Genomic DNA, 25,975 nt, shown 5'->3' on the forward strand with positions numbered 1-25,975 from the left:
GTTCGCCCCGGCACTTCCCTCTCCTATCGCAGGAGGTAGCCATGCCATCCCCCCGATCAGCCCTGCCCACCCTGTGTGCCGTGACCGGTGCCCTCGCGCTCACCGCCGCCGTCACCGGCTGTGGCGCCCCCAACCCCTCCGCCGGTGGCGGCAAGGGAGGCACCCTCGTGGTGGCCGGCTACGGCGGCTCGTTCGAGACGGCGTTCCGCGACTCGGTCCTGCCCGCCTTCGAGAAGAGCTGCGGCTGCAAGGTCACCTACATCCCCGGTTCCTCCACCGACACCGTCGCCAAGCTCAAGGCGCAGCGGGCCAGTCCGCAGATCGACGTGGCGCTGGTGGACGACGGCCCCCAGGCGCAGGCGCAGGAGGCCGGGCTGTTCTCGTCGATCGACACCAAGGTGGTGCCGGTGGACGACGTGGTGAAGATCGCCCGGATGGAGAACGACTCGGGGGTGGGGTTCGGGCTGACGGCCACGGGCATCGCCTACAACCCCGAGTGGTTCGAGGACCACGGCATCCCCAAGCCCACCACCTGGGAGGATCTGGCCAATCCCAAGCTCAGGGACAAGGTGGTCCTCCCCTCGATCACCAACACCTACGGGGTGGGGCTGCTGGTCGGCGCGTCCAAGGCGAACGGCGGCTCGGAGAAGGATGTCGGCCCCGGTCTCACGGCGGTCAAGAGGATCGCCAAGAACGCGGCGACGTTCGACACCACCGCCGATGTGTCCAACTACTTCCTCCAGGGCCAGGCCGCCGCCTCGGTGTGGGGGGTGTCGCGGACCTCGACGCTGGCGGAGCAGGACTTCCCGATCGAGTTCGTCTACCCCAAGGACGGTGCGATCGGCCTGGTGACCACGGCGAACGTGGTCAAGAAGGCACCGCATGAGGAGCTGGCCCAGAAGTTCGTCGCCCATCTGCTGGAGCCGTCCGTCCAGCGGGCGCTCGCCAAGGCGACCTACGACGGCTCGGTGGTCCAGGGCGTCAGGGAGGACCCCGCCCTCAAGGACAAGGTCGTCGGCACCGACAGGGTGGACTCCCTGCTGAAGCTCGACTGGAAGACCATCAACAAGAACCGCTCCGACTGGACCGACAAGTGGAACAAGCAGGTGGAGAGCAAGTGACCGCGGGGACGGACACCGTGGGCACGGAGAGCGCGCCGACCGAAGCGGATCCCGCGGCCCGGGCGGGATCCACCCGCGGGCGGCTGGTCCTGAAGGGGATCCACAAGTCCCTCGGCGGCAAGGAGGTCGTCCGTGGCATCGATCTGACGATGGAGCCCGGGGAGTTCCTCACCCTGCTCGGCCCGTCGGGATGCGGCAAGAGCACCACCCTGAACATGGTGGCGGGCCATCTGCTGCCCGACTCCGGCGCGGTGGAGGTGGACGGCCGTGACATCACCCGGCTCCCGGCGAACCGGCGGTCCATGGGCATGGTGTTCCAGTCCTACGCCCTCTTCCCCCATATGACGGTGGCGGAGAACATCGCGTTCGGCCTGCGGATGCGCAAGGTCGGCGCGGCCCGGCGCAGCCGCAGGGCGGCCGAGTTCCTGGAGCTGGTGGGGCTCGACGGCATGGGCGAGCGCTATCCGCGCCAGCTCTCCGGCGGGCAGCGCCAGCGCACCGCCCTGGCCAGGGCGCTGATCGTGGAGCCCGATCTGCTGCTGCTCGACGAGCCGTTCTCCAATCTCGACGCCCAGCTGAGGGTGCGTCTGCGCGAGGAGGTCGGCGCCCTCCAGCGGCGGGTGGGCACCACCACGATCCTGGTCACCCACGACCAGGACGAGGCGCTGGCGGTGTCGGACCGGATCGCGGTGATGGCCGAGGGGGCGATCCACCAGCTGGACGTCCCCGAGACGGTGTATCTGCGTCCGGCCACGGACTTCGTGGCGCAGTTCGTCGGCGAGGTCAATGTGCTCGATGGCACCGCGGCGGGGGCGGCCGCCGACGGGCACCGCTGCCGGATCGGCGGCACCCACCTCGTCACGGCGACACCCGTGGGCACCGCGCCCGGTGACGGCGAGTCGGTACGGCTCTATGTGCGGCCGGAGGCGGTACGGGTGCGGGCCCTGCCCGAAGCCGTGTCCGGAAAGGGCGGCCCGGCGACCACATCCGCGCCCGCGGCGGCGGAGCCGGGGCTTCCAGGCACCGTCGAGGCCACCCGTTTCCTCGGCACCCGGGTCCGCTGCGTCGTGGCCACGGCCGCGGGACGCGTCGAGGCCACCCTGCCGTTCGGTGCCGAGGTGCCCGGGCTGGGCGAGGAGGTGATCTGCGCATGGCAGGCTCAGCACGCGTCGCTGACGGCCAGGCCCTGACGCCCGATGGCTCCGCGCCGGCGCCGGGAGGTTCCCGGCCGGTTGCGAAGCGCGGCCCGTGGCGCACCGGTCTGCTGCTGGCCTCTCCCGCCATCGCCGTGTTCGCCCTGCTCTTCATCGCACCGCTGTTCATGCTGGTGTACAACAGCTTCCGCACCCAGGCGGGCGCTCCCACACTGCACAACTACACGCGGTTCCTGGGGGATTCGTTCTACCGGGACGTGCTGTGGCACACGCTGTGGATCGGCGCGCTGACCACCCTCGGCTGCCTGGTGGTGGGCTATCCGTTCGCCGTCTATCTGCGCGGCCGCTCGCCCAGGGCACGCAACTACCTCTCGCTGGTGCTGCTGTCGCCGCTGCTCATCTCCATGGTGACCAGGGCGTACGGATGGCTGGTGCTGCTCGGGCCGAAGGGGCCGATCGCGGATGGGTTCCAGGCCATGGGCCTGGAGGCGCCGAAGATGCTGTACAACGACACCGCGGTCGTGATCGGCATGGTGCATGTGATGCTCGCGTACATGGTGCTGCCGCTGATGGGCAGCCTGGACCGGATCGACCCGGCCCTCACCCCCGCGGCCAAGGGCCTGGGGGCGAGCGGCTGGACGTGCTTCTGGCGGATCACCGTGCCGCTGTCCTTGCCGGGGATGCTGGCCGGTTCGCTGATCGTGTTCAGCCTGACCGTCTCCAGCTTCGTGACTCCGGCGATTCTGGGCGGCCCCACGGTGAAGCTGATGCCGTACTTCGTCTACACCGAGGCGACGTCCAATCTGAACTGGCCGTACGCGGCGGCGATCGGCTTCGTCCTGATCGTGGTGACGACGATTCTGACGGCCGTGTACGCCCGGCTGCTGCGCGGGCGTGGCGGCAAGGAGGTGTTCGCGTGACCACGGCGAGGGAAGCGGAGACGGCGACGGCGACGGAAGCGAGCGGGGCCTCGGGCAAGCCGATCGCCGCGGGCGTGGGCGGGCGGGCGAGGCGGCTGCTCGGAGCCGTGTTCGCCGCGCTCGTCGGGCTGTTCCTGCTGGCGCCCGTGCTGGTGACCATCGCCTCCTCGCTCACCACGACCAGCTATGTCACCTTCCCGCCCAAGGGGCTGACCCTGCACTGGTACGCGGAGCTGCTGAACCGCCCCGAGTTCCTGGACTCGTTCCTGCTCAGCATCGGCGTGGCGGCGGGAGCGGCCGTGGTGTCCAGCGCGCTCGGGCTCGCCGCCGGGCTGGCCATCCACCGCTATCCGTTCCCGGGGAAGGCGGTGCTTGACCGGCTGTTCTCGAGTGCGTTCGCGGTGCCCACGATCGTGCTCGGCATCGGGCTGCTCCAGTGGTACGCCCAGCTCGGCATGGCGTCCAGCCCGCTCACCCTGCTGCTGGCGCATCTGGTGCTGACCGTGCCGTACACCGTGCGCCTGGTGCTCGCCGGGCTCGCCGGGCTCGACCGGTCGGCGGAGCTGGCCGCCGCCGGGCTGGGCGCTAAGGCGCCGCGGGTGTTCTGGCATGTGACGCTGCCCGCCGTGCGCGGACCGCTGATCGCGGGGGCGTTCTTCGCCCTGATCACCTCCTTCGACGACCTGACGATCGCGCTGTTCGTGGTGACCACGGACATGCAGACGCTGCCGGTACGGATCTTCAACTACCTCCAGTACAACTACGACCCGACCGTGACCGCCGTCGGCACCGTGATGGTGCTGTTCGCCGCGGTGGCCGTCGTCATCATCGAGCGCGTCGTCGGCGTCGCGCATCTATTCGGGGCCGATCCCGAGAACTGACCTTCGTACCAAGGAGGATTCCCGTGCGAGTTGTGGTCATCGGAGCCGGAGTGGTGGGCGCGGCGGTGGCGGCGGAGCTGGCCGCGCGTGGCGCCCGGGTCACCGTGCTGGATGCGGCTCACCCCGGAGCGGGCACCACGGCGACCTCGTTCGCCTGGGTCAACAGCGCGAACAAGGAGCCGGAGCCGTACTTCGCGCTCAACCACGCCGGTATCCGCGCCCACTACGAGTTGGCCGGGGACGGCGCGCCGTGGTTCTTCCCCACCGGAAACCTCGAGTGGGCGGTGACGGACCGGCACAAGGAGGTGCTGGCCGGGCGGGTGGCGCGACTGCAGTCCAGGGACTACCCGGTGGAGTGGATCAGCGCGGAACGGGCCCGGGAGCTGGAGCCCGACCTCGCCCGGGCACCGTCCCACGCCGTGTTCGCCTTCTTCCCCGAGGAGGCGTACACCCTGCCGGTGCTGCTGCTGTCCCGGCTGCTGGGCGCCGCCAGGGACCGTGGCGCCACGGTGGTCGGCGGCGCCAGGGTGACCGCGATCGAGCACGGCCCGACCGGCGCCACGGTGATCTGCGCCGACGGCGGCCGCCACCCGGCGGACGCGGTGGTGAGCTGTGCGGGCCGGTGGACACGGGACGTGGCCGGGCTGGCCGGTGCCCATGTCCCCATGGCGGACCCGGATCTCGCGGGCTCGGCCACGGTAGGATTCCTCGCCACCACCGCACCGCAAGCGGCGCGGCTGTCCCGCGTGCTGACCGGTCCACGGCTGAACGTCCGCCCGGACGGCGGCGGTCGGCTGCTGCTCCAGGCCCTGGACCTGGACGCGACGGCGGATCCCGCCACGTCGTACCCGCCCGACGGCGAGATCGCCACCGCCATGCTGGCCCGCCTGCCCGAGGTGCTGAACGGCACCGGGGGCACGGTGGTGGAGAAGGTACGGGTCGGCCAGCGCGCCATGCCGGGCGACGGCTTCACGGTGGCGGGCTTCCCCGCCACCGGCGTGCCGTTCTACGTGGTGGCGACCCACAGCGGCATCACCCTGGCCCCGCTGCTCGGCCGTCTGGTCGCGGACGAGCTCTACGGCGATGAGTCCCCGCTGCTGAAGGACTTCCGCCCCGGCCGCTTCACCTCGGGCGCGCCCCTGCCCCCGCCGCCTCCGGCCCGCCGCCCGGGTGAGCAGTGACACAAACGCTCCGGGCGCCGCGGCCACGCGGGGCGGCGGGACGGCTCCCCGGCCACGACCAGCCGCTGGCGTTCCGCCCATGGGAGTCCTGAGCCGGTCAGCCGTCCGCCGCGGGGGCCGTCTTGTGGCGCTGGTAGTAGCGGGCCACCCGGGCGCGGTTGCCGCAGCGCGTGGGTGAGCACCAGCGACGGCGCGGGTGGGACGGCAGGAACAGCATCACGCACTCACCCGACGCACACTCCTTGACCTTGCTCATCGCGGGGTCGGTGAGCAGGTCGGCCGCGGCCTCCGCGAGGAGGGCGGCGATACGGGCCCCCAGCGGCCCGGCGCGGTGGGCGGCGGCGGTGACCGCGGTCCCGTCCCAGGTCAGCTCCCGGACCGGTGGTGCCGCCCGCTGCGCCTCGGTGAGTCCGCGCAGGGCCGATTCGGGTGGCGCGGTCCCGTCGAGGAGTGCGCGGACGACGGCCTCGGTGTGCTCCCGGACGGCATGCACGGGGGCCAGGTCGCTCCCGTCCGGCGTCTCAGCCCGGATGTCCCGTGGAACGCGGTCCGCCTGAAGCGCGAGCCATGCGGCCAGCTGGTGTGGGGTTCCGAGCAGGTCCTTGCGGGCGCCGTCCTCCACCGGGCGGGTGTTGACGAGATCCAGGGCCAGGGGTTCGCCGGTCAGGGCCTCACTGTCAGACATGGGACTAATGCTACATCGGCGCTTTGACACATGTGGAGACATGACGGTAGGACTAATGCATCTTCCCAATCAGGAGGCATGTGACATGACGTCCTCGGCCACATCCCGCGTCGCCATCCCCGCCCGGACCGCCCATCGGCACATCGAGATCGACGGTGTGGAGGTCTTCTACCGCGAGTCCCTGCCGGAGCGCGCCGACGCCCCGGTCCTGCTGCTCCTCCAGGGATTCCCGTCCGCCTCGCACCAGTTCCGCCGCCTCATCGACGCCCTGGGCCGCCACTACCGGATCGTCGCCCCCGACTACCCGGGCTTCGGCCACACCGTGGCCCCCGAGGGGTTCCCGTACACCTTCGACTCGCTCGCCGACATCACCGAGCGCTTCATCGAGCGCGTCGGGCTGACCCGTTTCACCGCGTACGTCTTCGACTTCGGCGCACCCGTCGGCTTCCGGCTGGCGCTGCGGCACCCGGAGTGGTTCGCCGGACTGATCGTGCAGAACGGCAACGCGTACGAGGAGGGGCTGTCGGAGACCATGCGCGGGGTGACGTCGCTCACCCCGGACACACCGGGCGCCGAGAAGGACCTCCGCGGCTTCCTCACCCTGGACGCCACCCGCACCCAGTACGAGGGCGGTGCGGCCCGGCCCGAGCAGGTCGCCCCGGACGGATGGGTGCTGGATCACTACTTCCTGGAGCGGCCGGGCCGCGCGGAGGCCCAGCTCTCGCTGCTGTACGACTACGGCTCCAACATCGCCGCCTACCCCGCCTGGCAGGCATGGCTGCGTGAGCACCGCCCGCCGACCCTGATCGCCTGGGGGGTCAACGACCCGTTCTTCCCCGAGCCCGGAGCGCGCGCCTATCTGCGCGATGTGCCCGAGGCCGAGCTCCACCTCTTCCCCACCGGCCACTTCGCCCTGGAGGACCACCTCCCCGAGATCGCCCCGCTGATCGCCGGCTTCCTCGACCGCGTGCCGGGGGCCTGAACACCACCGTGGCCCCGCGCCGTCCGCCCGCCGGGCCGGGCACACCGGGCCCGGCGGGTGGACCTGGTCTCAGGGGCCGTCGGCGCAGTCGAGTGCCGTGAGGTCGATGGCATCGGCCATCGCCTGCATCCCCTTGTCGTTGGGGTGCAGATGGTCGCCGTTGTCGAAGAACGGCAGGATGCGCTCGGGGTCGTAGGGGCTGCGCAGGGTGCGGTCGAAGTCGGTCACCGCGTCGAACTCACCGCCGCCGCGCACGAATGCGTTGACCTCCTGGCGTACCCCCTCCGCGGCCGGGTCCCATTCGCTCCAGCCCTTGAACGGCCCCACGGTGGCACCGACCACGCACATCCCGGCCGCGTGTGCCCGCTCGATGATCCCCCGGTATCCGGCGATCATGTCGGCGGCGGTGACACCGGTGTGCGCCTTGATGTCATTGACCCCCTCGAAGAGGAACACGGTCCGTACGCCCGGGAGGGACAGGACATCGCGGTCGAGCCGGTTCAGGGCGCTCTGCCCGGCGCCGTCGGCGAGGACCTGGTTGCCGGAGATCCCCTCGTTCGCCACCCCCTTGACACCGGTGGCCGCCTGCCGCAGCCGGCGCGCGAGGTAGTCGGGCCAGCGGCGGTTGAGGTCGGTGGTGGACTGCCAGCCGTCGGTGATGGAGTCGCCGAGCGCCGCCACGGCACCGGTGGCGGCGGACGTCCGGACGGTGACGGCATCGAGGTAGAACCAGGAGCCGGTGGTGTCCGCCCAGTGGGTGGCGCTCTCCTCCCCGGTGTGATCGCCCTGGGTGGTGTACGAGGTCTGCAGCGCCATCCCGTGGCCCGTCGCCGGACCGGCCGCGCCGGGGGTGTGGAGGCTGACGACCAGGTTGGTGGCGGGGGGCAGGCTGCCGGGCAGGGCATCGCTGAGCACCACCTCGCCGGCCGGGACGGTGACGGAGTGCGCGCCGCCGAAGGTTAACCGCCGGTTGCTGCCCCGCTTCAGCTCGGCGCCCGACTCCTGCACGCCGGCATACACACTGTCGAGGGTCAGCGGCCGGTCGCCGAAGGCGTTGGAGAGGCGGATGCGCAGCTCGCTCCCGCCGACGCTGGTGTGCACGACCATCCGATAGCCGCGGTCGGGCACCCCGTCTCCCACCCGGTCCGCGCTCGCCGCCCAGGTGACCACATCATGTCGGCCACCCGCCGCCGCGGCGGGTGTGGTGTGCAGCGCTGCCACCGCGAGCAGCACGGCGCCCAGGCCACCGAGGGTGGCGCGGCGAGCCGTCATCGGGCGAGCCCCTTCAGCGTGACGGACCCGCCGGGCTCCAGGCGGACCGTGCGGGAGGTGGAGCCGTGGGCCACCGTCGTCGTACGGCCGCCGACGCTGTGGATACGGACCGACGTCGGCACCCCCTCCCGCCAGCGCAGATCGACGACGAAGCCGCCCCGCGCGGCCAGTCCCGTGACCGAGCCCGCCGCGGCCCAGGCGCCGGGCAGGGCGGGGAGCAGTTCCAGATGGCCGGGGCGGGAGTACAGCAGCATCTCGCTCATGGCTGCCGGGGTGCCGAAGTTGGCGTCGATCTGGAAGATGCCACGCCCCTTCTCGGCCTCGTAGATGTCGAAGAGGTTGAACGCACTGCCGTTGCTGCCGCCGGTGGACGGGCGGAGGTTGCCAACCACCAACTGGTACGCCGTATCGGCGTCCTTCAGCCGCGCCCAGCACGCGGCCCGCCAGGCGTTGGCCCAGCCGAAGCTGTTCATGCCGCGCGCGGTGAGCAGGGCGGTGGCCCCGTCCACGATCGCCTGGGGGGTGGAGCCGTCGGGGCGGATGCGGTCGCCGGGGAACAGACCGATCAGCGGGGACAGATGGCGGTGGGTGGTCTCCCCGAGGTTGTCGGGGGACATCCACTCCTGGAGCCAGCCGGTCTTCGGGCTCACCTCCGGCAGGTACAGCTTCTTCCGCAGCGAGGCGATCGTGTCCGCGTAGCGGGTGTCCTTCTTCAGCTCGGCCGCCGCGGCGGCGAAGTTGCCGAACAGCGCCCACACCAGCTCCTGGGCGTAGGTGATGCCCTTGGCGTCCTGCGGGCCGTGTTCGGGCGACCAGTCCTTGTCGTCGATCAGCACCTCCCGGGAGGTGCCGGGGAGGGTGGTGGTGACCAGCCGCGCCTCCCAGAACTCACAGGCGCCCTTGAGTAGCGGATAGATCTTCGCCAGATACGCCCGCGACTGGGTGTATTCGTAGTGCTCGTACAGGGTGTTGCTCAGCCAGGCGTTGCTCGCGGGATGCCACCACCAGCCGCTTCCGCCGTGGATGTTGGTGGAGAAGGCGACGGTCCAGCCCGCGACCTCTCCGGTGGAGTTGCGGTAGCGGTTGCGCGGGTCGTTGAAGAGGTCGTGGGTGAGCTTGGCCCAGGACGGGAGCTGGGCGAGGCAGTAGTCGGCGAAGGCGTCGAAGCACGGGGACAGGCCTGTGCGATCGGCCATCCAGTAGTTCATCTGGATGTTGATGTCGGTGTGGTAGTCGCCCATCCAGTCCGGGTCGTTGCCGTCCAGCCAGAGGCCCTGGAGGTTCAGGGGAAGGCTGTCGCGCGAGCCGGAGATCATGAGATAGCGGCCGAACTGGAGGTAGGCCGCCTCGAGTTCGGGGTCGGGCACACCGTCCCGGGCACGTGCGACAAGGCGCTCCCAGGTGTCCAGGGAGCGCTGGGCGTCCGTGGAGGTGCCGAGCGAGAGGCCGAACCGCTCGTACAGACGGCGGTAGTCGGCGACATGGGTGCGCCGCAGGGTGTCCGCCGAGTGGCGGGCGGCGGCGAGGACCTTCGTACGGGCCAGCTTCTCGGGGTCGAGGGTGGGGTCGCGGTAGCCCCGGGCGGCGTCGGGCGCGTAGTTGGTGCCGCCGCTGACCACCACCGTGAGGTCCCTGCAGCCGGAGAAGTCGACACGGGTGCCGTTGACACGGACCCGGCCGCCGCTGCCGTACGCCGTGACCGCCGCGCCGTATCGCAGGCCGTTGGGGAACGACGCGCCGAACGACTCCGCGCTCGCGGGCTTTTCGCCGTGGGTGCCCTCCAGGGCGACGCTGCCGGTGTAGCGACCGCCGCCGCTCTGTGTGAAGTGCAGGACGATCGCGTCATCGGGGTGGCTGGCGAAGATCTGGCGCCGGTAGGTGACGCCGGAGCGGACGTAGGAGCTGGTCACCAGCGCTTGCGCGAGGTCGAGGGTGCGGCGGTAGCCGTTGACGCCGGACAGCTCGTGGTCGGGGATGTCCACGGTGAGCCGGGCCAGCAGGGTGAAGGAGCCGAAGTCCTCGCGTCCGTAGGGGAACTGGCCGTCGGCGTCGAGGGTGTCGTTGAGACCGCCGGTCCACATCGTGGCGTCGGTGATCAGCAGCAGTTCGCGGCCGGGGTCATTGCTCGCGAGGGCGCCGAGGCGGCCGTTGCCGACCGGCAGGCCCTGCTCGATCAGGGACCCCTCGTCGCCGGGGGCCCGCCACCACAGCTCGTCGTGTGGGGTGCCGGTGAGCGGCGGGGTGTCGGCCGGGCGCCGGGGCGCGGCGGAGGCGGTGAAGGCGGGCAGGGCGCCGAGGGTCAGGGTGAGTCCGGCCGTCGCCGCGAGGGACAGCGCGGCGCGTCTGCTGGGGTCGGTGCCGGAGTCCCCGTGGCGGCCCGTGAGGTCTCCATCGGGGTCTCTGCCGGTGTCGGTGGGGCGGGGGTTCATGGCGGCTCCAGGCGTCTGTGATCGGCAGATCGGCAAGGGGCCCGGCCGTCGGCCGGGCCCCTTGGTGTTCAGGAGGACTTCGGTACGTCGATCCGGTCGATGTCCGGTGCGTAGCCGGAACCGCTGTCGAACGTGATGGTGTTGGAACCGGCCTTGAGCGCCACCGGTACGTGGACGCTATCGACGGTGGACCAGTCGCCTGTCGAGGGGAACGTGTGGCGGGTGGCGCCGCCGCCGTTGGCCGAGACTTCGGCGGAGCGGGCGTCACCGCTGACGTAGGCCACCTTGATCTGGTAGGTGCCCGCCTTGTCCACGACGACGTTGTTGACGGTCAGCTTGCCCCCGGTGTAGAGGTTGCCGACCTTGTGGCCGTCGGAGCAGGCCGGGCAGTCGGCGACGGTGGCGTTGCCGCCGAGGGTGTTCGCGGAGGACTCGGCCTCGATGCCGGCCCAGGTGAGCGCGTCGCCGCGCGGGGTGACCGTGAAGAGCCGGGAGCCGTGGGCGGGCAGGGCCTCGGTGATCCTGTTCTTGTGCGTGCCAAGGCTCTCGTGGTTCCACAGGTCCCGGACCGCGGCCTTGCCGGTGAAGCCGAGCGCCGACCAGTCGGCGGTCACCGAGGCCGGTCTGTCGGCCAGGTTGAACAGGGCGACCGTATAGGTGCCGTCGTGGTTCTCGGTCGCCCACACCTGCTGGGGGTCGGACGGTGTGACCGGCCGCGCGGGCGGCGCGTCCCCCTGGTTGACGGCGATGACCTCTCGGTTGGTCAGCAGGGACAGCCCGTAGGAGTCCAGCTTGGTCACATCGTCGCCGGTGTAGAGCGGGGACTTGGCGATCGCCCATAGCGTGGCGTAGCTCTGTCGCTCGGCCTTGGTCAGGCCGTCCATCTCGCCGTTGCCCACGTCGAGGGAGTCGAGGTCGTTCCAGCCGCCGGGTCCGGCGTGCCGGGTCCAGGCGGGGGTGTCGTCCCAGCGGTCGTCGACGGAGTTCTCCCAGCTGACGAGCGTGTTGCAGTAGCACTCGACGTCGGTGTCGACGCGCCAGCCGTTGGAGTGTTTCTTCCAGTCCCCGGCGTGCCCGATGTCCAGGGACCAGGACAGCTCCAGGTGGATCGGGCGGCCGGTGGCGGAGATCGCCTTCTGCCATGCGGCCACGTCGGCGACGTTGTCGTAGTTGTCGCCGCTCTTGAAGGAGCCGGGGCCCACCCCGTCGAGCTTGAGGAAGTCATAGCCCCAGTCGGCGAACATCCGCGCCTGGGAGTCGATGTACTTCTGTGCGCAGGGGTTGGCGAAGTCGAGCTTGTACGCGCTGTCCCAGCCATTGGTGGTACGCAGGTCGTCATGGACGATGTCGGCGGTGGTGCAGCCCTCGGCGTTCCAGATCGGCACCTTGCCCCCGCCGTACGCCTCCTTCTCCAGACCGACGGGCAGATAGATACCGGCCTTGAGGCCCTTGGCGTGGATGTGGTCGGCGACCGACTTCATGCCGCTGGGGAAGCGCACGGGGTCGGCCTTCTGCCGGCCGTACTCGTCGAACTCGGGCGTCCACGCGTAGTCGCGCCACCAGCCGGCGTCGATGTTGATGTACTCGTAGCCGTACTTCTTGAGCTTGGTGGCGAGGGCGTCGGTCTGCTTGAGGACGTTCGCCTCGGTGAGATAGCTGTAGTCGCCGTGCGGATTGAGGCCCGGGTACTTCGACGACTGCATGCTCCAACTGGACCAGCCCATATAGGGCTTGGCGGCGGTGACAGCGGCCGAGGACGCCGGGGTGGCCGAGGTGGCGTTGGCGCCGCCGGGCCGTGCCTGCGCGGCCGGGGCGGCCGTCGCGAGGCCGGCGGCGAGGGCCAGGACGACGAGGGATCTCAGCCCGCGTACGGGCATGACGGGGTACGAGGGTGACCGCATGGGTCTACCTCCTGGGAGTGTGGTCCGAGGAACCGGGTGGCGGGGAGGAGCGGCGGGATGCGGAGGTACGGCGGCGGAGGCTGCCCGTGTGTCAACCGGCGGTGGGGGAATGGCGGCCCGCGCTAGTTCGCGTCTGATCTGATGAAGGACTGGATGGCGGTGGCCGCGGCTCCACGGGCCCACTCGTCGAAGGGCAGCGGCCGGGTCCGTACGTCACACTGCGCGGCGGAGCCGAATGCGGCCGTGGCGAAGGCGTCACGGATGTGGTCGGCGAACAGGTCGTAGGCGGCAAGGCCCTCACCGGAGATGATCACGCGTTCGGGGCCGAGCAGATTGGCCACGGTGGCGATGGCGCGGCCGATGGCGTCCCCTGCCCGTGCGTAGACCTCCCGTGCTCCGGCGACCCCGTCGTGGGCCAGTCCGGCGGCCTCGACCGCGTCGGCCACCTGGACCCCCGTGGCCGCGCTGACCTGACGGACGATGGCTTCGTCGCTCGCGATGGCCTCCACACAGCCACGGTTGCCGCAGTGGCAGCGGGGGCCCGCCGGGTCGACGGTGACGTGTCCGATCTCGCCCGCCACGCCGTGGGCCCCGGCCACCACCCTGCCGTGGACCACGAGACCGCAGCCGATGCCCGCGCCGACCGTCACGACGGCGAAGCCGGACAGCCCCACGCCCGCCCCGAACCACTGCTCGGCCACGGTCAGCGCGCGCACGTCGTTGTCGACGGTCACCGGCAGGCCCGTGGTCATGGCGGCTAGTTCGGCGAGCGGCACATCGCGCCACTCCAGGAAGGGCGAGTAGCGCACGACGCCCTCGGCGCGGTCCACATCGCCGGAGACGGCCATGCCCAGCCCCGCGACGCGCACGCCGAGGCCGTCCGCCTCGATCAGCAGCTCCCGGACGAGTTCCGCGGCCGTCCCCAGCACCGACTTGGGGTCGCGGGCGGGGAGGGGGATGTGCCGGGCGACGAGGATCCGGCAGCGCAGATCCGTGAGCACACCGATGATCGTGTCCCCGGTCGCCTTGACCCCGATGAACAGCGCCCGGCCGCCGTTCACCCGCACCAGGCTCGCGGGCCGCCCGAGTGCCGGGCGCGCGCCCTCGTCCGCGTCCTCCGCCAGGTAGCCGTCCTCGATCAGGGGACGGACCGCCCTGGTGACGGCCGCGGCCGACAGCCCCGCCCGCCGCGCCACTTCCAGGCGGGTGAGGGGGCCCTGCGACAGGACCGTGGTGAAGATCTGCGAGGCGGCCGACGTATGCGCCGGGAACGGCTCGACAGCGGTGGGCGAGGACATGGCCGGGAACCTAGGCTCGTTATTTTCCGCTGTCAATGAAAGAAGCAAGAATCTCCTGAGAATTGGCTGTGAGCCCCGACCCCGCTTCCAAAGTCCGGCTCATGGCAGGGTGTTGACATGTGATCGAAGGTCTCGTTGGCTTGTTGAACGCCCCTCCTCTCTCCTCCTCCGCCGCTCCCCCGCCGTCCTTCGAACGCGAGGCCCGATGCCGACGATCTCCCGTGCCCCGGACACCGGGCTCTGGCTGCTGACCACGCCCCGTACCTCGTACGCCGTGCACATCGACGAGACGGGCGCGCCCCGCCACCTCGCCTGGGGGCCGCGGCTGACCCTGCGGGAGGCGGAGCAGCTGGTCGTGCCCGCCGGGGAGGCGGCGAGCAGCTTCGAGGGACGGCCCGCGGTGGGTGAGGAGCTGCCGGTCGACGGCGGCACCCGCTACGGGGTGCCGTCCCTCCAGGTCCGGTACGCGGACGGCTCGCGCGGCTTCGAGTGGCAGCCGACCGGGCACCGGGTCCGCACACCCTCCGACGGCGTCGGCGAACTCCGGCTGGAATTCCGCGACCGCCACTATCCGCTGCACATCGCACTCCACTACCGGGTGCGGGACGACACGGATGTCATCGAGCGCTGGACGGTGCTGCGCAATGACGGTGGGCAGCAGGTCAGCCTGGTGCGCGCCGACTCGGCGGCCTGGTCCCTGCCGCCGCTGGCCGACTACCGGCTCAGCCACGTCACCGGGCAGTGGTCCGCGGAGAGCCAGCTGCGCCGCGAGCGCCTGCCGCACGGGGAGACCGTGCTGACCAGCCGCCGTGGCATCACCAGCCACCACGCCGGTCCCTGGGTGATGGTGGACGAGGGAGACGCGGGCGAGGAGCACGGCCGGGTGTTCGGCGCGGCCCTCGCCTGGAGCGGGAGCTGGCGCATCACCGCGCAGCGCACACCGGACGGACGCGCCGGATTCACCGGTGGCGTCGGCCACGAGGGCGTATGCGTGCCGCTCGCGCCGGGCGAGGAATTCGCCACCCCGGTGTTCGCCGGGCTGTTCACGGACGGCGGGTTCGGCGCGGCGAGCCGGGCCTGGCACGCGTACACACTGCGCCATGTCCTCCCGCACGGGGGCGAGGTGGCGCCCGTGCTCTACAACTCCTGGGAGGCCACCGGCTTCGATGTGGACGAGGCGAACCAGAAGGCGCTGGCCGAGCGGGCCGCCGCCCTGGGCGTGGAGCTGTATGTGGTCGACGACGGCTGGTTCGGGGCCCGGCGCAGCGACCGCGCGGGCCTCGGCGACTGGGCCCCTGCCCGGGAGCGCTTCCCACGGGGCCTCGGCCCGCTGGCCGACACGGTGCACCGCCTGGGCATGCGCTTCGGCATCTGGGTGGAGCCGGAGATGGTCAATCCCGACAGCGACCTCTACCGCGCGCACCCGGACTGGGTCCTGCACACCCCCGGCCGGGCCCGCAGCGAGCTGCGCAACCAACTCGTCCTGAACTTCGCCCGCGACGACGTGGCGGACTGGGCGTACGGCTGGCTGACCCGGCTGGTCGCTGACCACGGCATCGACTTCCTCAAGTGGGACATGAACCGGGCCTTCAGCGAGGCCGGGTGGCCCGGCACTCCGGACGGTCACGATCGGCTGTGGACGCGCTATGTGGCCAATCTGTACGGCGTTCTCGACCGACTGCGGGCCGACCACACCGGGCTGCGCATCGAGGCGTGCAGCGGCGGTGGCGGACGTGTGGATCTGGGCGTCCTCACCCGCACGGACCAGGCGTGGGTGTCGGACAACACCGACGCCGTGGACCGTCTGGTCATCCAGCACGGCTTCGGTCAGCTCCACCCGGCGCGCACGATGTCCGCGTGGGTGACCGATGTGCCCAACCAGCTCACCTCCCGCAGCGTGCCGTTGAGGTTCCGCTTCCATGTGGCGATGTGCGGGCTGCTGGGCATCGGCGGGGATCTCGCCCGCTGGTCCGAGGCGGAACTCGCTGAGGGCGCCGAGCTGGTGGCGGAGTACAAGCGGGTGCGTCACCTCGTCCAGCACGGCGCCCTGTACCGGCTGTCAGGGCCGCACGGCGAGGGGCCGACCGTGGTGCAGTACGCCGCCGAGGACGGCACCGAGGCGCTGGTGCTGGCCTGGCAGCGCGGCCCGCGCCACGGGGTTCCGCGCCCGCCGGTACGGCTGCGCGGGCTCACCCCCGGCGCCCGCTACCGCGACACCCGCACCGGTGAGGTGCACCACGCCACCGTGCTCGCTCAGTACGGATTCCGCCCGGACCTCGCGTCCGGTGACTGGGCGAGCACGGCCGTACACCTGGTCAGGACCGGGCAGGACGAGGCGTAGCACCCGGTGGTGCGCTGCTTGATCACCCGGCTCGGCGGTGGCCGGGTCCGCTCGGCCAAAAGGTGACAAAATGGCCCCGGAAGGCTGATCCACGCCGGCCAGGAGGGCTGACAACGAGCGGTCAAGCGGGACCGCCCACGGTGTGAGGAATGGGCAGGACAGGAAACCCGGCCACGACCGAACAGATCACCATGTGAGGGAGGCAGCGATGATGAGCGACGACCGGGCGGACGACGTCTATCAGCCGACCGGCACCAACGAGGAGCAGGAGGACGCGGCCCCCCTGGACGCCGAGGACTCCCTGGACGAGCGCGACTACGACAAGATGCTCGACGAGGGCTACTCGCCGCCGGAGAAGCCACTGGGCGTCACCAAGCACGGCACGACGGCGGCCGAACAGCGCGAGCGCGAAACGCTCGATGAGCGACTGGCCGAGGAGACCCCCGATGTCGAACCCCCGGCGGGCGACGGGGTGGGGGACGTGGAGGAGGGCGAGGGCGAGCCGATCGACCCCGAGGCGGGAACGGACCGCACGGGCCGGCTCGTCGCCCCCGACGAGGGAGCGCACTCCGACACCACCAAGGAGGTCATCGCCAGGGACGAAGGCATCGACGCGGGCGCCGCCGGCGCCGAGGAGGCCGCCGTCCACACCATCCCGGATGAAGAACCCGACGAGGAAGCATGAATTTGTACAGTCAAAGAATAAATTGACTGCAGATTCTTATTCACTGATGGTGAAGATCCATATGCGGCGCGCCGGTCCGGTGGTGACACTGAGGGCACACGTGTGAGCACAGACAGGTGACCCATGAACACCATCGAAGAGACCATCGAGGTCGCGGTTCCGCTGCGCACCGCCTACAACCAATGGACCCAGTTCAAGAGCTTTCCCCGGTTCATGTCCACGGTGAAGAGGGTCGAGCAGATCAGGCCCGCGGTCACCGAGTGGGTCATCGCGTTCGGCCCGGTGCGCCGCACGTTCCAGGCGGAAATCGTGCACCAGCAGCCGGACTCCTCCCTCGTGTGGCAGAGCCTCGCGCGGCGCCCCGCCCACCGGGGTGAGGTGTCGTTCCACCCCATGACACCGGACCGGGCCCGGATGACCGTACGCCTGGACATCCCTGGGCGCGGTGTCGCGGCGCTCTTCACGGGCGTCTCGTCCGGAGTCACCCGCCGGGTGGTCCGGAGCGAGCTCGGGCGCTTCAAGGAGTTCATCGAGGGGCTGGGCGAGGAGAGCGGGGCGTGGCGGGGGTCCATCCACAACGGACACGTACAGCCGACGGAACCGGAACCGCCCAGATGCCGGGTTCCTCGCTGGCCCGTGGGCTGACCCTCCCCGAAAACCCGGGGCGACCCTCGTCACGAGAGAGCGAGACACCTGATGAAGAAGGCGCCGAGACATGAACCGGATGAACGGCTCTCCGCCACCCCGCCCAAGAAGTGGGCCGCGGGCGTGCCCGCGGTGACCCATGCGCTGGAGTACTCCCTGGAGGAGACGACGGTCCGGCGCACCGCGACGACGCTGCTGACCATGAACCAGGTGGCCGGCATCGACTGTCCCGGCTGCGCCTGGGCCGACCCCGCCCCCGGCCATCGGCACCGCAATGAATACTGCGAGAACGGCGCCAAGCACATCAACGACGAGGCGACGGCCCGGCGCATCACCGCCGGCTTCTTCCGCGCGCACTCGGTCTCCGCGCTCGACCGCCGCTCCGACCTGTGGCTGAACCAGCAGGGCAGGCTCACCGCGCCGATGGTCAAACGCCCGGACTCCGACCACTACGAGCCGATCAGCTGGCATGACGCCCTGGGGTTGCTGTCGGAGGAGCTGACGTCGCTGGACTCCCCCGACGAGGCGGTGTTCTACACCTCGGGCCGGGCCAGCAACGAGGCCGCCTTCGTGCTGCAGCTCTTCGCCAGGGCCTTCGGCACCAACAACCTGCCCGACTGCAGCAATATGTGCCATGAGTCCAGTGGCTTCGCGCTGCACGAGACCTTGGGCACGGGCAAGGGCACGGTGAGCCTGGACGACATCCACCAGGCCGACCTGATCTTCCTGGTGGGCCAGAATCCCGGCACCAACCATCCGCGCCAGCTCTCCGCGCTGGAGCAGGCGAAGCTCAACGGCGGCCGCATCATCGCGGTGAACACACTGCCGGAGGCCGGACTGCTCCGGTTCAAGAACCCGCAGCGGGTCCGCGGGGTGATCGGGGCCGGTACCCGTATCGCCGACCGTTTCCTCCACATCCGCAGCGGCGGCGACCTCGCACTGTTCCAGGGGCTGAACCGGCTGCTGCTGGAGGCGGAGGAAGCCCGGCCCGGCACCGTACTGGACCACGATTTCATCCGCTCGAGCACCAGCGGCTTCGAGGAGTTCTCCCGGCACGTCCGCGCCATCGCCTGGGACGACATCCTGGCCGCCACCGGACTGACCCGCCGGGAGATCGAGCAGGTGCGGGACGAGGTCCTGGGCAGCGAGCGGGTCATCGTCTGCTGGGCGATGGGGGTGACACAGCAGCGGCACGGCGTCCCCACCATCAGGGAGATCGTGAACTTCCTGATGCTGCGCGGAAACCTCGGCAGGGCCGGAGCCGGAGCCTGCCCGGTGCGCGGCCACAGCAATGTGCAGGGCGACCGCACGATGGGCATCTGGGAGCAGATGCCGGACTCCTTCCTGGACGCGCTCCAGCGCGAGTTCGGCTTCGATCCGCCCCGCGCCCACGGGCTGGACTCGGTGAACTCGATCAGGGCCATGCGCGAGGGCCGCGTCAAGGTCTTCCTCTCCCTCGCGGGCAACTTCGTCCGGGCCGCGCCGGACACCGCGGTCACCGAGGAGGCCATGCGCCGGTGCCGCCTCACGGCCCATATCTCGACCAAGCTCAACAGGTCCCACACGGTCTGCGGCCGGACCGCGCTCATCCTGCCGACCCTGGGCCGCACCGAACGGGACGTCCAGCCCAGTGGCGAGCAGTTCGTCACCGTGGAGAACTCGATGAGCGAGGTGCACACCTCCTACGGCCGCCTCAAACCGGCCTCCAAGCTGCTGCTCAGCGAGGTCGCCATCCTGTGCCGACTGGCCCGCCACACCCTCGGCGGCAAGGCCGGTATCCCCTGGGCCCGGTTCGAGGCCGACTACGGAGCGATCCGCCACCACGTCTCCCGCATCGTCCCGGGATTCCACGACTTCAACCGGCGGGTGGCGCGCCCCGGTGGCATCCGGCTGCCGAACCCGGTCAACGAGGGGATGTTCGCCACTCCCACCGGCAAGGCGCTGTTCACCTGTAACGCCTGGCACATGTCGGATGCCCCGGAGGGACACCTGCTGCTGCAGACCCTGCGCTCACACGACCAGTGGAACACCATCCCCTACACGGACAACGACCGCTATCGGGGCATTCACGGCCGCCGCAGGGTGGTACTGGTCAATCCGTCGGACATGGCTCACCTCGGGCTGCTCAAGGGCCAGTTCGTGGATCTCGTGGGCGTGTGGACCGATGGTGTGGAGCGCCGTGCGGAGGAGTTCGAGGTGGTGCCGTATCCCACCGCCCGTGGCTGTGCCGCCGCGTACTACCCCGAAACCAATGTCCTGGTGCCGCTCGACAGCGTGGCCGAGATCAGCAACCAACCAACGTCGAAGGGGATCGTGGTCCGCCTGGCGGCCCGTGCCACCGCGGAGGGACCGCCTCGCCGCTGACCCGGTCGGCTTGGGCGCTTCCTGTCGCGATCTGTGGGATACGGGGCGCCATCGTCATGGTGGCGGTCCGGCCACCGCGCGACGCTGTGAGCAGCGGCCCCACAGGGGCGTACCGCTACGGACACGGAGGGCGGACACATGACGACTGACCTCGCTATCGCGGCGGGTGTGAAGGTGCCGACGACGACGCTGGCGCGCGAGGCCACGGAACTCATCCGTGACACGACGAGCGAGCTCATCTATCACCACTCACGCCGGGTGTACTTCTTCGGCAGTCTGCAGGGGCTCGGGCGCGATCTGAGCTTCGATCCGGAGCTGCTGTATCTGGGAGCGATGTTCCACGACGTGGGCCTGAACGAGGCGTTCCATACCAGCGGCCGCCGTTTCGAGGTGGACAGCGCGAACGAGGCGAGGCGGTTTCTGCGGAGCCATGGCGTCCCGGAGGACAGCGTCCGCCGGGTGTGGACGGCGATCGCCCTGCACACCACGCCCGGGATCCCCGAGTTCATGGAGCCGGAAGTGGCGCTGGTGACGGCCGGTGTCGAGTACGACGTGCTCGGCATCGGCTATGCGGATCTCCCCGCCGAGGACCGGGAGGCGGTCGTGGCGCTGCATCCGCGCCCCGACTTCAAGAACAGGATTCTGCGGGCGTTCACCGACGGCATCCGTTCCAAGCCGGAGACGACGTTCGGCAACGTCAAGGCGGACGTTCTGGAGCACTTCGTACCGGGCTTCGAGCGGGGGGACTTCGTCCAGACGATCCTGGATTCCCCGTGGACGGAATAGCCCGGCGGGCAGCTCGGGCAGCACGGGTGGCACGGCCTTCCGGTGGCGGGCGCACCGTCGTGATCGTCGCGTTCGACGGGGTCCAACTGCTGGATGTCACCGGCCCGGTGGAGGTCTTCACCACGGCCAACCACTACGGTGCCGACTACGACGTACGGGTGGTCTCCCTCACCGGTGACACCGTCGCCACCTCGTCCGGGCTGGTGATCGGCGCCGATGGCGCGCCCGGCACGCTGCCACGGCGCCTGGGCACCGTCCTGGTCCCCGGCAGAAGGAACTGGCGCTCGGCAGTGGCGGACAACGATCTGATCGCGCTGGTGACCGACCTGTCAGCGCGGGCGAAGCGCGTGGCGTCCGTGTGCGCGGGGGCCTTCGTACTGGCCGAGGCCGGTGTCCTGGACGGCCGCCGTGCCGCCACCCACTGGGAGCTGGCCGCACAGCTGGCCGCGGCCTACCCGCGGGTGCGGGTGGACGGCCATCCGGTCTTCGTCCGGGACGGCCATGTGGCCACGTCGGCCGGTATCACCGCGGGGATCGATCTTTCGCTGTCTCTGGTCGAGGAGGACTGGGGAGCCGAGGTGGCACGCGATGTGGCCCGGCAGCTGGTGGTCTTCATGGCCCGCCCGGGCGGGCAGGCCCAGTTCAGCGCACGGCTGGCCCCGCGTGAACCACGGCATCCGGCGGTGCGCCGGGTGATGGACCGCGTCACCGCGGACCCCGCGGAGTGCCACACGCTCGCCACGCTGGCCGACTCGGGCGGGGTGAGCGCCCGTCATCTGGAGCGGCTGTTCCGTACCGAGGTGGGCATGGCCCCCGGCCGTTATGTCGAATCCGTCCGCGTGGAGGCCGCCCAGACCCTGCTCGCCGATGGCACCGGTACGGTCGAGGAGGTGGCGCGGCAGGCGGGGTTCGGCTCCTCGGAGTCGCTGCGGCGGGTCTTTCAGCACACCCTCGGGGTCTCGCCGACGGTCTACCGCGCCCGCTTCCGCAGCACCCTCGGCGACCGGACGCGCTGAGGGACGTCGGCCGACGGGGCGGACAGCAAACGGCCCTCACCGACGGGGGAGCGGCGAGGGCCTACGTCCAGTGTGGCACGAATCAGTGCGGAAGAATCCGTTCCAAGCTACAAACATTGCATATATCTGCCGCCGGGGTGCGCGCGGGGGCGCCCACGTTCTGAAGAGCCCGCATGAGCACGGGAATGCCATGAGAACGCCCGCCCGGTGTGCGCGATCCGCACACCGGGCGGGCCCGGCGTCTGCCGCTACGCCCCCTCGCGGGCCGTGCGCGCCGCGCGGGCCAGGTCCAGATCGGTGGTCTCCGGCGCCAGCAACTGTGACACGACGGCGCCGACCACCAGCACCCCGGCGCCGACCAGGAGCACGAACTCCGCTCCGAAGTTCTCAAGTCCCATCGGCAGCAGGAACGTACCGATCGCGGCGCCCACCCGGCTCATGGCCGTGGCGAACCCGACGCCCGTGGTGCGCAGGGAGGTGGGGAACACCTCCAGCGGATAGACCGCGGTCAGCGCGGAGGAGGCGGCGTTGAGGAAGATGAAGAACAGGAAGCCGACGACGATGACGGGGGTGGAGGACGGCCACACCGCCACCAGGGCCAGACACGCGGCCGTGATCCAGAACGGCGGGATCAGCAGCTTGCGGCGGCCGATCCGCTCCACGACCAGGCACCCCGCGGTGACTCCGGCCACGGCGGTGAAGGAGTAGACGAGCAGCGCCGCCACCGCGTTGTCCCCCATGTGCAGCGCCTCGAAGACATCCGTCCAGAAGGTGCCGATGGCGAAGTACGGCAGCACGAGCGCGGCCCAGAAGACGCTGGCGAACACCGTGGAGCGGATGTGCTGCCGGCTGAAGAGCGCACGGAACCCGTCCCGCCGCACCTCCTCGCGCTCGTCGAGTTCCGCGGTGACGTCCACCTCGATGCCGTACTTCTCGATCAGCGCCTCCGCCTCGTCCCGGCGCCCCTGGCTCAGCAGCCAGCGCGCGGACTCCGGGATGCCACCGCGCAGCGCCACGCACACCAGCGCGATCACCGCACTGCTCGCCAGGGACCAGCGCCAGCCGCCGTCGACGGAGGTGAACAGCGCCCCCACGACCGTGGCCAGCGCGTACCCCAGGTACCAGCTGATCTCCAGGCTCGCCAGCAGCCGCCCGCGGCCACGCCGGCCCGCGTACTCCGACAGCAGCGGCGCGCCGATCGCGTACTCGCCGCCGATGGCCACGCCCATCACCAGCCGGATGAGGAAGAGCTGTGGGCCGTCCACGACGAAGAACTGGAGCACCGAGCCGACCAGGAAGATCAGCATGTCGATGAGGAACACCGGGCGTCGTCCGAACCGGTCGGCCAGCCTGCCGAAGAGCGGCCCTCCGACGAAGATGCCGATCAGCGGCGCGGCACCGACGAGACCCTGTTCCACGGAGGTCAGATGGAGGTCGTCGGTGATCGCCCCCATCGCCAGGCCGATGCCGCCGATGATGTAGCCGTCGATTCCCTGGCCGATCTGGGTGGCCAGCTTCAGCTTGGTGTGCAGCCGCTTCCGTTCGCGTTCGGTGGCGGGTCCGCCCTGCGGTGTGCTGGGCTCGTTGTGCTCGGTCACAGGCGTCGTTGCCATGCGCGGGTCCTTACTGGTGGCGGGGAGAGGGGAAGCCGGGGAAGCGGTCGGTGGCGGGGAGCGGGCATCAGCCGGCCCGCCAGTCGAGGGCGATGTACTGCGTTTCCAGGAACGCCTCGATGCCTTCGCGGCCGCCCTCCCGGCCCAGACCCGACTGCTTGACGCCGCCGAACGGGGCCGCCGGGTCGGAGAGCAGGCCACGGTTGAGGCCGACCATGCCGCTCTCCAGGCGTTCGGCGATGCGCAGCGCCCGGGCCACGTCGCGCGAGTAGATGTACGAGGCGAGACCGTGCACCGTGGCGTTGGCGCGGGCCACCAGCTCGTCCTCGTCGGCGAAGGTGGCCAGGGGCGCGACCGGCCCGAAGACCTCCTCGTTCATGATCCGGGCGTCCTCGGGGACGTCCACCAGGACGGTCGCCGGGTGGTAGCAGCCGGGGCCGTCGGGCACGCTGCTCCGCGCGGCGACCCTCGCACCGCGCCCGACCGCGTCGTCGACCAGGGAGCGGATGGACTCCACGGCGGTCCGGTGGATCATCGGGCCGAGGGTGACGCCCTCCTCCAGACCCGCTCCCGCGCGCACCGCGGTCATGGCCGCCGCGAACTTCCTCGTGAACTCGGCGGCCACCGAATGATGGACGTAGAACCGGTTGGCGGCGATGCAGACCTCGCCACCGCCGCGCATCTTGGCGTCCATCGCTCCGCGCACCGCGGCGTCGACGTCGGCGTCCTCGCAGACGATGAAGGACGCGTTGCCCCCCAGTTCCATCGTCACGTTGACGACGTTCGCCGCCGCCTGCTCCAGGAGTTTCCGGCCGGTGGCGGTGGAGCCGGTGAAGGAGAACTTGCGGACCCGCTCGTCACGCAGCCAGACGGAGACCACCTCGGGTGCGCGGTCGGTGGGCAGCACGTTCAGCAGTCCGTCGGGCAGGCCCGCCTCGCTCAGCAGGGCGGCGATCGCGAGGGCGGTGAGCGGGGTGTCCGGGGCCGGTTTGAGGAGCACCGGGCAGCCCGCGGCGAGCGCCGGGGCGATCTTCCGGGTGGCCATCGCCGCGGGGAAGTTCCAGGGGGTGACGAAGGCGGTGACGCCCACCGGGTGCCTGCGTACGACGTGGCGGAAGCCGCCACCCGGCGCGTCGCCGAACGAGGAGCCGATCCGCACCGCCTCCTCGGCGAACCAGCGGAAGAACTCGGCCGCGTAACCGACCTCGGCCACCGCGTCCCGGTACGCCTTGCCGTTCTCCAGGACGATCAGTCGGGCGAGGGTGTCGGCGTGTTCACGCATCAGCGCGAAGGCGGTGTGCAGCACCTCCGAGCGACGTCGCGGTGGCGCCGCCCGCCATCCGGCGGCGGCCTCCTGGGCCGCGTCGACCGCCGCCAGGGCGTCGCCCGGGCCCGCCGCGGACACCTCGCGGATCGGCTCCGCGGTGGCCGGGTCGTGCACGGGAAACGTCCGTCCGTCCTCGGCCGCACACCAGCGGCCGGCGATGAACACATCGCCTTCGGCGAACGGTGCCTTGACGAGGGTTTCTATGCCGGGGTGGTTCATGAGCTGCTCTTTTCTCCGTTCCGAACGAGGGCTGGTCCGGTTCGCGGTGAATTTACGAGCGCGTCATACGGCCGACAAGGCCGCTCCTCGGATCGCAATGGTGGTTGCTGTCAGGGCAACTCACCGCATACGACGGGGAGGGGGCGGGCGGGACCACCCGGCCACTCCCCCTTCAGGTGAGCCGTGCCCGGGGCACCGGGGTGTGCCGCGGCTCCCAGCCCAGCAGCGCCGAGACCCGTGCCGCCGCCTTGGCGGTGGTGCGGCCCGCCTGGTCCAGGCGGTCGCCGAGCCGGGACTTGGGCGCCGAGATGTTGATCGCCGCCACGACCCGTCCCCGGAAGTCGCGCACCGGCGCCGAGACCCCGACCAGACCGGACTCGAACTCCTCGCTGACCCTCGCGTACCCCCGGCGGGACGCCTCCTGGATCAGCGCCCACAGCTCGGGGATCGGCGGGGTGGCGGTGGTGCCGAAGCGGACGTACAGCTCGTCGGGCGTGGCATCGGCCAGCAGCACACGTCCGGCCGAGGTCTGCCACGCGGGCACTCCGCGGCCCTCCCAGCCGTGGACGCGGAAGGAGTGTCCGGAGACCGAGAGCAGGGTGAGCACCTCACGGTCGCTCAGGACACACAGATGGCTGGTCTCCTCCACGTTCGCCGACAGCGCGTGCATCACCGGCTCGGCCATGCGCACCAGCCGGTTCTGCGAGGTCCGCGCGACCAGTGAGAAGAGCCGCCAGCCCAGGCGGTACTCCAGGGTGTCGGGGTCCCGCTCCACGATCCCCGCGGTGGCCAGGGCCTTGAGGGCCCGCGAGACCTGGGTCTTCTCCCGGCCCACCAGCTGCGCCAGGCGTACCACGCCGAGTCCGCCGGCGTTCTGGGCCTCGTCGGAGGCGAGCGCCTCCAGCAGGTCGATGTCACGGCGCAGCCCGTGGCCGCGCGGGGCGGCGGGGTCTCCGGCATCGGAGGGGTCGGCTCGGGGGCCCGCGCCATGCGGATCGGCGGGGTCCTCGGGGCCGTCGGGGCCGCGAGGGGGGAGGTTCGTCACGCGCGCCATCCTAAGCGCGCGCCCCGGGAACCCCCAGGTCAGCCGCCGGGTTGTCGGGAGAGCAACCGGCATTTCGATTCCAGCGGGTGGCTTGCGAGGGGGTGGCGGCG

The 25,975-nt window shown here is 71.0% G+C and carries 20 protein-coding genes; 12 read left to right on the forward strand and 8 right to left on the reverse strand.

What is annotated here, in order from left to right; translation table 11 throughout:
- Positions 1 to 41 precede the first annotated feature (41 nt).
- Genes VT50_RS11035 through VT50_RS11055 form a run of 5 tightly spaced genes read left to right on the forward strand, consistent with a single transcriptional unit; the run spans position 42 to position 5,257 of the window.
- Positions 42 to 1,121 carry an ABC transporter substrate-binding protein gene (locus VT50_RS11035; RefSeq protein ID WP_046084118.1) on the forward strand — a complete coding sequence of 360 codons (1,080 nt, stop codon included), beginning with the start codon at positions 42 to 44 and terminating at the stop codon, positions 1,119 to 1,121.
- Positions 1,118 to 2,311, forward strand: a complete 1,194-nt coding sequence (locus tag VT50_RS11040) for an ABC transporter ATP-binding protein (protein ID WP_053048413.1) — start codon at positions 1,118 to 1,120, stop codon at positions 2,309 to 2,311. Before VT50_RS11035 ends, VT50_RS11040 begins: the two co-directional genes overlap by 4 nt.
- Positions 2,272 to 3,195 carry an ABC transporter permease gene (locus VT50_RS11045; RefSeq protein WP_053048414.1) on the forward strand — a complete coding sequence of 308 codons (924 nt, stop codon included), beginning with the start codon at positions 2,272 to 2,274 and terminating at the stop codon, positions 3,193 to 3,195. The genes VT50_RS11040 and VT50_RS11045 overlap by 40 nt, the downstream gene beginning before the upstream one ends.
- Positions 3,192 to 4,076: an ABC transporter permease gene (locus tag VT50_RS11050; protein ID WP_206269390.1), complete on the forward strand. Its 885-nt coding sequence runs from the start codon at positions 3,192 to 3,194 to the stop codon at positions 4,074 to 4,076. The genes VT50_RS11045 and VT50_RS11050 overlap by 4 nt, the downstream gene beginning before the upstream one ends.
- 23 nt (positions 4,077 to 4,099) lie before the next feature.
- Entirely contained in the window at positions 4,100 to 5,257 is a 1,158-nt protein-coding gene (locus tag VT50_RS11055) for an NAD(P)/FAD-dependent oxidoreductase (RefSeq protein ID WP_046084119.1), read from the forward strand.
- A gap of 97 nt (positions 5,258 to 5,354) precedes the next feature.
- Here the strand turns inward: VT50_RS11055 and VT50_RS11060 are convergent, their stop codons facing one another.
- Positions 5,355 to 5,942 (reverse strand): CGNR zinc finger domain-containing protein, encoded by a 588-nt coding sequence (locus VT50_RS11060; RefSeq protein ID WP_046084120.1) that lies wholly within the window; start codon positions 5,940 to 5,942, stop codon positions 5,355 to 5,357.
- 85 nt (positions 5,943 to 6,027) lie between these two features.
- Here VT50_RS11060 and VT50_RS11065 point away from each other — a divergent pair, with 85 nt between their 5' ends.
- The gene (locus VT50_RS11065; RefSeq protein WP_046084121.1) at positions 6,028 to 6,924 is read left to right on the forward strand and encodes an alpha/beta fold hydrolase; all 897 of its coding nucleotides are present in this window, start codon (positions 6,028 to 6,030) and stop codon (positions 6,922 to 6,924) included.
- A 69-nt stretch (positions 6,925 to 6,993) separates the two neighbouring features.
- Here the strand turns inward: VT50_RS11065 and VT50_RS11070 are convergent, their stop codons facing one another.
- The 4 genes from VT50_RS11070 to VT50_RS11085 all read right to left on the reverse strand — a co-directional run bounded on the left by VT50_RS11070 (position 6,994) and on the right by VT50_RS11085 (position 13,824).
- Entirely contained in the window at positions 6,994 to 8,196 is a 1,203-nt protein-coding gene (locus VT50_RS11070) for an SGNH/GDSL hydrolase family protein (RefSeq protein ID WP_046084122.1), read from the reverse strand.
- Positions 8,193 to 10,625 carry a glycosyl hydrolase family 95 catalytic domain-containing protein gene (locus VT50_RS11075; protein WP_240529126.1) on the reverse strand — a complete coding sequence of 811 codons (2,433 nt, stop codon included), beginning with the start codon at positions 10,623 to 10,625 and terminating at the stop codon, positions 8,193 to 8,195. The genes VT50_RS11070 and VT50_RS11075 overlap by 4 nt, the downstream gene beginning before the upstream one ends.
- A 68-nt stretch (positions 10,626 to 10,693) precedes the next feature.
- Complete coding sequence (locus tag VT50_RS11080) at positions 10,694 to 12,526, reverse strand: alpha-galactosidase D (RefSeq protein WP_046084123.1); 1,833 nt, start codon at positions 12,524 to 12,526, stop codon at positions 10,694 to 10,696.
- Between the two features lie 122 nt (positions 12,527 to 12,648).
- Complete coding sequence (locus VT50_RS11085; protein ID WP_046084124.1) at positions 12,649 to 13,824, reverse strand: ROK family transcriptional regulator; 1,176 nt, start codon at positions 13,822 to 13,824, stop codon at positions 12,649 to 12,651.
- 205 nt (positions 13,825 to 14,029) lie between these two features.
- On the opposite strand from VT50_RS11085, the gene VT50_RS11090 reads away from it, so the two are divergent.
- The 6 genes from VT50_RS11090 (at position 14,030) to VT50_RS11115 (ending at position 21,661) form a co-directional block, all read left to right on the forward strand.
- On the forward strand, positions 14,030 to 16,165 hold the full coding sequence (locus tag VT50_RS11090; protein WP_046084125.1) for an alpha-galactosidase: 2,136 nt from the start codon (positions 14,030 to 14,032) through the stop codon (positions 16,163 to 16,165).
- Positions 16,166 to 16,373: 208 nt separating this feature from the next.
- Complete coding sequence (locus tag VT50_RS11095) at positions 16,374 to 16,850, forward strand: DUF5709 domain-containing protein (RefSeq protein WP_046084126.1); 477 nt, start codon at positions 16,374 to 16,376, stop codon at positions 16,848 to 16,850.
- A 123-nt stretch (positions 16,851 to 16,973) separates the two neighbouring features.
- Positions 16,974 to 17,495: an SRPBCC family protein gene (locus tag VT50_RS11100; RefSeq protein WP_046084127.1), complete on the forward strand. Its 522-nt coding sequence runs from the start codon at positions 16,974 to 16,976 to the stop codon at positions 17,493 to 17,495.
- 51 nt (positions 17,496 to 17,546) lie between these two features.
- Positions 17,547 to 19,859 (forward strand): FdhF/YdeP family oxidoreductase, encoded by a 2,313-nt coding sequence (locus tag VT50_RS11105; protein WP_046084128.1) that lies wholly within the window; start codon positions 17,547 to 17,549, stop codon positions 19,857 to 19,859.
- Positions 19,860 to 19,997: 138 nt separating this feature from the next.
- A complete protein-coding gene (locus tag VT50_RS11110; RefSeq protein WP_046084129.1) occupies positions 19,998 to 20,645 on the forward strand; it encodes an HD domain-containing protein in 648 nt (215 codons plus the stop codon).
- Between the two features lie 26 nt (positions 20,646 to 20,671).
- Positions 20,672 to 21,661: a GlxA family transcriptional regulator gene (locus tag VT50_RS11115; RefSeq protein ID WP_046084130.1), complete on the forward strand. Its 990-nt coding sequence runs from the start codon at positions 20,672 to 20,674 to the stop codon at positions 21,659 to 21,661.
- Between the two features lie 248 nt (positions 21,662 to 21,909).
- On the opposite strand, the gene VT50_RS11120 is transcribed toward VT50_RS11115, so the two are convergent.
- The 3 genes from VT50_RS11120 to VT50_RS11130 form a co-directional block, all read right to left on the reverse strand.
- The gene (locus tag VT50_RS11120) at positions 21,910 to 23,274 is read right to left on the reverse strand and encodes an MFS transporter (RefSeq protein ID WP_046084131.1); all 1,365 of its coding nucleotides are present in this window, start codon (positions 23,272 to 23,274) and stop codon (positions 21,910 to 21,912) included.
- Positions 23,275 to 23,341: 67 nt separating this feature from the next.
- The gene (locus VT50_RS11125; protein ID WP_046084132.1) at positions 23,342 to 24,820 is read right to left on the reverse strand and encodes an NAD-dependent succinate-semialdehyde dehydrogenase; all 1,479 of its coding nucleotides are present in this window, start codon (positions 24,818 to 24,820) and stop codon (positions 23,342 to 23,344) included.
- Between the two features lie 172 nt (positions 24,821 to 24,992).
- Positions 24,993 to 25,865 (reverse strand): IclR family transcriptional regulator, encoded by an 873-nt coding sequence (locus VT50_RS11130; protein ID WP_206269391.1) that lies wholly within the window; start codon positions 25,863 to 25,865, stop codon positions 24,993 to 24,995.
- Between the last annotated feature and the right edge of the window lie 110 nt (positions 25,866 to 25,975).

It is taken from the genome of Streptomyces antioxidans (genome assembly GCF_000968685.2).
Lineage (GTDB): Bacteria > Actinomycetota > Actinomycetes > Streptomycetales > Streptomycetaceae > Streptomyces > Streptomyces antioxidans.